Origin of the sequence: Marinomonas foliarum (genome assembly GCF_003337275.1) — a bacterium.
In the GTDB taxonomy this organism is placed as follows: domain Bacteria; phylum Pseudomonadota; class Gammaproteobacteria; order Pseudomonadales; family Marinomonadaceae; genus Marinomonas; species Marinomonas foliarum.
Genome location: NZ_QPJQ01000035.1, coordinates 44,591 through 51,755 on the forward strand (window position 1 = coordinate 44,591; position 7,165 = coordinate 51,755).

General features: G+C 39.6%; 5 protein-coding genes. All 5 read right to left on the reverse strand.

What is annotated here, in order from left to right; all coding sequences use genetic code 11:
- Positions 1-50 precede the first annotated feature (50 nt).
- The 5 genes from DFP77_RS15950 to DFP77_RS20045 are packed head-to-tail and all read right to left on the reverse strand — an operon-like array spanning position 51 to position 7,158.
- Complete coding sequence (locus tag DFP77_RS15950) at positions 51-1,646, reverse strand: Tn7-like element transposition protein TnsE (RefSeq protein WP_114413222.1); 1,596 nt, start codon at positions 1,644-1,646, stop codon at positions 51-53.
- Complete coding sequence (locus DFP77_RS15955; RefSeq protein ID WP_114413223.1) at positions 1,639-3,144, reverse strand: TnsD family Tn7-like transposition protein; 1,506 nt, start codon at positions 3,142-3,144, stop codon at positions 1,639-1,641. Before DFP77_RS15955 ends, DFP77_RS15950 begins: the two co-directional genes overlap by 8 nt.
- Positions 3,145-4,806, reverse strand: coding sequence for an AAA family ATPase (locus tag DFP77_RS15960; protein WP_114413224.1), 1,662 nt, complete (start codon positions 4,804-4,806; stop codon positions 3,145-3,147).
- Positions 4,806-6,878, reverse strand: a complete 2,073-nt coding sequence (locus DFP77_RS15965; protein ID WP_114413225.1) for a TnsB C-terminal domain-containing protein — start codon at positions 6,876-6,878, stop codon at positions 4,806-4,808. Before DFP77_RS15965 ends, DFP77_RS15960 begins: the two co-directional genes overlap by 1 nt.
- Positions 6,865-7,158 (reverse strand): TnsA endonuclease C-terminal domain-containing protein, encoded by a 294-nt coding sequence (locus DFP77_RS20045; RefSeq protein WP_114413226.1) that lies wholly within the window; start codon positions 7,156-7,158, stop codon positions 6,865-6,867. Before DFP77_RS20045 ends, DFP77_RS15965 begins: the two co-directional genes overlap by 14 nt.
- Positions 7,159-7,165 lie beyond the last annotated feature (7 nt).

A 7,165-nucleotide genomic window follows, 5' to 3' on the forward strand; every position in this document is an offset into this window, starting at 1 on the left:
TATAGCGCATAGGTTGAAATTGAATAGATGGATTAATACTGCTGTATATCCTATCTGCTCTGTATCCAACCCTCGACCCTTGCCGCCCATGGATTAATCGCTTCTGGCGCTAGCATACCAGGGTGTTTGGATTGCGGGTGTGGAATTCCTATAAAATTAGGCTTTTCGATATATTTCGTAAAGAATTTATGCGGCCATCCCAAACTTGCTTTCATAATCAAGTATTGCACGTTTTCAAAATTAGCTTTTATCCAGCCAGATTTACTTGATATAAGCATAGTGGATAGACTAACAATGTCATCTGATGTATCAATTTCCAGAAGCGTGTATTGTTTTTCGCGATATTCAAGAGTGACATAGACAATACAGCGGGGATTTTGGGTGTCAAAAAGTAAGTGCTTGTTACTTCTGCCGAGCTCAGGCAGTTTCGATATTCTTTTTTCAACCAGTTTGAAGTTGTAACTACTCACCAGTACATTCACCATATCAAGAAAGGATTTAAACTTCCCAAGGTACAAGTGAGCATCATCGGTTTCATCTTTTAAATTATCCCAACTTCCGCTAGGAAAATTTCCACCTTGCTCCCTTTCGTTAACGCTAAGCTCTTTACTCAACACTTCATCATCGCTATCTCCAATAATGTGGCTGACTGCTTTAGTTTTCTTAGCAACTCGATTCGTGATGAACGGAGATTTAAAAGAGATACTCGTTTTCTCAGAAATAAGATATAAGGTTGCTTTATCTGCATCTGATAGCTCTTCATCATCTATTTCGTACTGGTCAGGCACTCTACCTTGCTTACCGCCACCTGTTGTCGGTTTACCTCCCGTTCTCCTAGCGTATTTTGGGTGGAAAAAATCTACTTCCCCATCAATCTGAGATGGTAAATTAGTAAGGTGTGTGATTTCCCAAACAAAGAAGCTACTTGAGTCAGAATCATTCCACCCTCTTACAGTAAGACTCGCTCCAGTTAAAGCCGGTGGAGTAAACTGAAAGGCCCAACGTTCATACCTATCACTAAGCTTATGCGAACGTAATAAGTGTTGATAAATACTTTCAAATGAAGATCTTGCGTCACCATCCAACAACACCCAACTTAGAAATCGCCTATTGTCGTCTCGATTAAAGTAGGATATTGGATAGTCTGCTCCCTCACGAACAACTACTAATGGCTGTCCGTCTTCATTTGTACTTAGCATGAAGTCTTCATACAGAGAATTATGAAGAAGACTCAGTCGAGCCATAAACGGGTCGTGATAAAATAGTATTCGTGCCAATTCAAGCTGAGGAATAAAGATCTGTTTCTCACCAACCTTGGCAACAAAACAGTTTTGATCGCCATCTTTTCCATGCTTATGAGATTTGTATGCAGGGCATTCTGATGCTTTTTTGACGACCCACTCTTTAGTATCGGAGATACTAAGCAAGAGCGCTGATCCTGCTTTTTTATATTGCTCGGTAGCATTAAGCATTCGTTTACGAGCTAATATAGGAATATTGCTAAACTGTAAGCTATCAGACACTCCTCCATTAAATCCAATATCTATTGACCACGTTTTATTTCCAACTCCTCTAAATAGAGAGCCAATACTAAGTATTTTAGAGTCATCGGCTAACTTTTTGATGCGAGCTTTATGTTCAGTCATTCAATATTCCCTTAAGTAGTTCAGCCACAGAATATGTCATTCTGATATCACTCAATCTAGCCTCCCTTAGCAACGACCATCTCTTAATTTTTTGCTTATTATTTTGCATAGCAACAAAAGCCCTGATTAGCCGTCTTGCTTGATATTCGGTAGTACTTTCAGCGTAATATCTAAGTAATGTCGAGCACCTTGGTAACCGGCATAGGTTTTTCTCTACGGTTGCTCGCTGATCTAATTGATTAATTATAAATGTTCGCGTTAATTGAGGTGAATCTAAATCTTCAGCCAGAAAAATAAATAAACTATGGATTTCACGAGCGATGTCACGATCTCTTCTTGACCAATCAACTCTTAGGTTAGACACGACTCGTTCTGCCTGATGCTCAGCGTTTATTCTTAGCAGCCAAGCTCTATCAGCACGATACAAGCGAGCATATAGAGCAGCATCTTGTTTTCGAGCTATCTTTAGCGTGAATTTTTCTACAATTGATTTCCATTTAAGTTGATCATCACTGAATTCATTATTACAACTAAAACAATCCGCCTGACAGTCTTGTACATTTATCTCTGCGCGTGGAACTATCTTTGATGCTGCTTTGATTGCTTCATCGATATTAAGTTTCCCATCAGTTAACGCTAGAATAGCGACCGAGTGCTCTGCATAACTAAAGCTCTTTCTATGCTTTCTGAATAACGTTCTTAACCAAGAAGTTTCTGTACTAGATGGTAAGATGCCAGAGTCATCAAGCCAAGGTTTCGTCCAGTATTTTACAATCAGGCTATGGATAAGAGAATGATCGATGCGTTGACCATTCATTAAATCTAAATTTACTGCCAATTGCTTATAGAACTCGCTCCATTGTGGAAAATTAACCCCACTTGAATCCATTTTCAATAGTTTTTCTGCTTGCTGAGCTAGAATAATATCTTCTCGGCAGATAACCAAAGCTGACTTTATTTCTATAGATTCCAGAGGCAAAAAGGCATGCCTGTGCTCACCATTAAGTTCCATTGTAGTTTCATATAATGGACCATGAACTAGGCAGACTTTTACAAGTGGGGTTTGCCATATACGACGCAAATAATACTCGCCAAACACTCGCTTCTGATCTTCTAAGCATTCAGGGCAAACGTATAACGCAGTTTTTGCTTTAACTCTTGATGCTACTGCACCACAAGCTAAGTGTGCAGCTCCTTGAGAGCAACCACTCATCCAATTTAATAGTTTATCGTTTTGTTCTTCGGGCTGAAATGGAGCGTATATAGGCAACAAAGTATGCTGATGTATCAATCGATAAGCATCTAATGTCAGAGACTTTGGGTATAGATTGGCAATTAATTCTAAATGTGACGGGAGGTCAACAGTGGCAATCACCTTTCTATTGTTAAATACTTTTTCTAGTAGCTGTTTAGGTGATGTATCTCCATCGTGTACACCAGCCCTAGCAACAGTACTGTATATTAATTCTTCAGGATACGGCTTAGGAAATCCAAGCACTTAGTAGCCCGCCGCCCAACCTTCGAGATCAAACATTCTCTCATTATTTTGCAAGCGATCCGTAAGAGATAGCTCTTCGTTTTTACAGTAAGCATACTGATATCTAAGATCCTCAACTTCTAAGTCTAGCCAGTCTTTTTGTTTAACGATGTTTACTAGTTTTGGAGAGTCTTTTTTAAACGAATCTGAATTATAAAGGTTTACTAATAAGGGAATCATCTCTGGTATGCTAAGTTCACTGTATTCTGAAAAAAGTTTTGTCACCAGTTCTGCAACAAGTTCCTCATCAAATGATTCCTCTATCTGTAAAATCAGATTATAGAGTCGCAACGCATCTTGATTGCCTCCAAACCTCTGCTCTTCTTGCTTTTGCACAAACGAATAAATCTCTTTCCCCAACTCTATAAGTCTACGGTCAAGGTCTACCACCCTTAAATCAGAATACTTAACGATTCTGTCGGCATCTCCTGATCGCAACGCATCAAGCATTGGGTGAACAGGCTTTAACTCCTGTTTGTAGACTGATCGTAAGATACCAGTTGTGATACGCTCTTTTTTGTTGGCAATTGCTCGTAGCTGAGCTAGCACAAATAACTTCACAACTATATCTAAAACACCTTGAGAGAGGTCATACCAGCACTCTCTGATTTCATCAGATAGGGGGTCGTCACCATGCTTCAACCACTGGTATTTCCAAAGATTATCTGAGAGACCTAACCAGTTCGGGTTTTTGGTGTTTTGTTGCCCTTTATTCAAGTATTGAGGAATAGTTTCCCAGTAGACCGAACCAAGTCCAGCACTTCGCCTACCAGACTGTAATTCCAGTTCAAAAATTGGTCGAGCTTTCGGCGTACCTACTAACACAATAGGAATGCCAACGGTGTTTACGAGTTCAACAAAGAACTCCAACATTTGTTCCTTACCACCGACCCTAACCTGACTTAAACGCTGAATTTCATCTATTACCAAAATACCTATAGCACGGTTATTTGCAGTTTGTCTCATCAGTGCCAGCATTTTAGGTACTGAAAGACGTTGCTTCGCATACCTACGCTCGTAATCGGTGCCAAGAATAGAGTCCAACGCACTAAAGAAATTAAGACAAAGACTTTCAAGATCTCCATTACTAGGGCATTCAATCTTTAAATATGTGACTTGAAAGACATTCTGCTGCTCATGAAAAATCACTTGCGGATAAGTTTCTAGCACTCTGCGCAATGAACTAGTCTTACCGCTTCCAGAAATCCCAACTATCGACATGCTTCGTGCCGTTGTTTTTTCTACCGCAAAATTCGCAATATATTTTCCGCCAGACTTTATAAGCTCATAGCCTTCCTGAAGTTTTTTACTCAGAGACCCATCACTGATATTTCTACCGACGTAACCCATCCGCAACATCATATCTATTTTTTCTTGTAACTGAATATGTTGAGATAACGGCTGAAAATAATCATCCAGAAGAGATGCCACCATGTGCATTCTAGCTTTTGGAGGTAATAGACGTTGAGAAGGGTGATACTCGATTTTCCCCTTTATACTGTCTCTTGTATCAGAAACATCTAATAGAATGGGCGGTAATGCTTCAATAAATGGGTTACCGTCATATTTAGGAATTCCTGTTGCCTGATAGTCGGCAATTACATAATGGCTTGGAATCGTCACTAATCTTCTCCATCACTGAACAGTTCATCTTCAAAGTCTGGATAATCATCACAATCTTCGTATGAAGCTAGGTGAATTAGATCTGCTGATTTTGAGTTTATATTTTTTTGTGGCCGCCTTTGGTCTCGTTCCTTTATTAATTGATCGGATCTAGCACTTGCAACACCACGAAGCCGCTCAGCATTAGTCGCATTCGTTTTTGGAGTTACTTTGATGGCAGATGAAATGATTTGCTCGACTCGATCCTCATGACGTTGACGAACTTTATCTGCAATTAACTGACCTTTCACATGCTGTACTTTAATTTCTGATTGTCTGCGCCACACTTCCCAAAATGTTAGTTCTCTAAATTCACGAGAAAAGTCCGTAATTCTGCAGACCCAATAATCACTGCTTCCTTGTGTGTGAAATAGGTAAATTTCATCAGCAAAATTTGGGTCGTAGCCTACTAACACAGTTTTTGGCCTTATATTGATTTTTGATCGATGCATCCAGCCCTGTTCAATAATTTCAGGGGATGAGTAATAAACACCAAATAAGCATATTCCATAATCAGATGTTGATGCCTTACTTCTCGGTAGTAGAGCTATACGAATGGCCTTTGGATCAGCTTTTCGAAGCCGTCCGGTCCGGTTTTTTAGCCCCCAATTCCAAAGATGAATTGGGACAGAAGGCAAGTCTGCCGGCATATCCTTAGCCCGATCATATCTTTTCATAGGATCAACAAAGTTTCTCATTACAATTGACGAAACAATAATTTCAGTAAATTCTGAAATAGTTAGTTTCCCATCTAACCAGTAGTTTTTACCTCCACGTTTCTTTACTGTTAGACCAGTAACTTCTCCTGGAGTAAATTTTTTAAACTCTGCTTGAAGTGTACGAAAACGTTGTTCAACAATACCCTTCGAATCTCCCCTAAACGGAGGAGTATTCTCAATTCTAATTTTATAACCGGATTCAAGCCCTTCTATTTGGTGACCAAAAAGTTCTCCCCGATCAGCCAATATTGACTCTGGTAGACCCGGTTCAGGCCAAGAAAAATCATCTGTATCTATCCCCAGCTGTTTGAAAAAGTGGGTTTTATCGGTGAATGCAACATGGAGAGCCTGAATAGCGGCAACATATGAAGGGTTTTCGAAACCAATATACCATCCGACAATAAACCGCGAAAAAACATCAATTACAACGTATACCGTAGGCCTGCCCACTGGTTGGTTTCGATTACTATCTGACACCAAAATTATATCAGCAATTGTGGCATCAATTTCATATCTAGATCCCGGCCCTAATGCATCTAAGGTAGCAGTGCTATTGAGAGGGCTATGGTTTTTAACAAAGTCCACTTTAGAAACACTAGCCTTTAACTTTTCTATGTGGGTGTAGTCCCGATGATAGAAATAGCTCATTTGGCGTAAAGTAGGCTTCTCTGATTCCAATATGTCAGGAAAGTAGTCACCATATAACGTCTTTAACTTTCGATGGGCTCGAGCAATCGAAAATTTCTTCTTCAGAACATACTTATCAATGATAATTCGAAACAGTCTCGCTGTTTCTTCATTTACTGATGCACCAACACCTTCCATGATTTTTCTTGGTCGGCCAAGCTTTTTATCTTTCACTTCTCGCTTCTGTCCCTTGCCTCCTGAGTTTTTATAATCAGGCAAAAGAGCATTGGGAACTTGCCCTCTTTGCCAATATCGTCGAAGAAGTTTATATAAGTATGGGCGAGAGACTAAACCTGACTTAAGAATAGCCCTAATATGATTAGCTCGAACTGCCTTAACATAGAAATCTGGGTCATTTACAAGAGGTACAATAATTTCATAGTTAGTATCACGAATGACCGCTTCCTTAGACCCTTCCTTTGGAATTTGATTTATTACTCCTAAATATGGGTCATCAGATCTTGTCAGTTTTTCTTCTAAGAGAAGAAATTCTAGCTGTGACAAAGCAATAACATCAGGAAAAGCTTTCGGGTCGTCAATTGCTATCCAAATGACTTGGTTACCCTTTGTCAGCAGAACTCGGTATAAATCCGTTTCTAATCTCAACACCTCATTAACCTGAAACATTTAAACGCTCCTGCAATTTTACAATGTTCTCTGCAAACAGGTCTGAAAATCTAAGATTGAGGAATGGAATAGAAATATCAAAATGAAAGTATCTATGCGCAAGCAAGCGCTTAAGTTGAAATAGGCTCTCGCCAGACTTTAAACCATATGCGTTATCGAGAGACATGCATACATCAATAGCCTTTAGACTATCCCCCTGTGTCAGGATAGTTGTCGCCTCATTTGTTATTATAAATAGACAGGGGACGGTAAGTGAAAACCAGTGGATTACCAAAGACATTCAAGTG

What these genes read in the sequence shown, in the direction of transcription:
- DFP77_RS15965 (WP_114413225.1), bottom strand. Translation starts at nt 6,878, where the DNA reads ATGTTTCAGGTTAATGAGGTGTTGAGATTAGAAACGGATTTATACCGA.
- DFP77_RS20045 (WP_114413226.1), bottom strand. Translation starts at nt 7,158, where the DNA reads ATGTCTTTGGTAATCCACTGGTTTTCACTTACCGTCCCCTGTCTATTT.
- DFP77_RS15950 (WP_114413222.1), bottom strand. Translation starts at nt 1,646, where the DNA reads ATGACTGAACATAAAGCTCGCATCAAAAAGTTAGCCGATGACTCTAAA.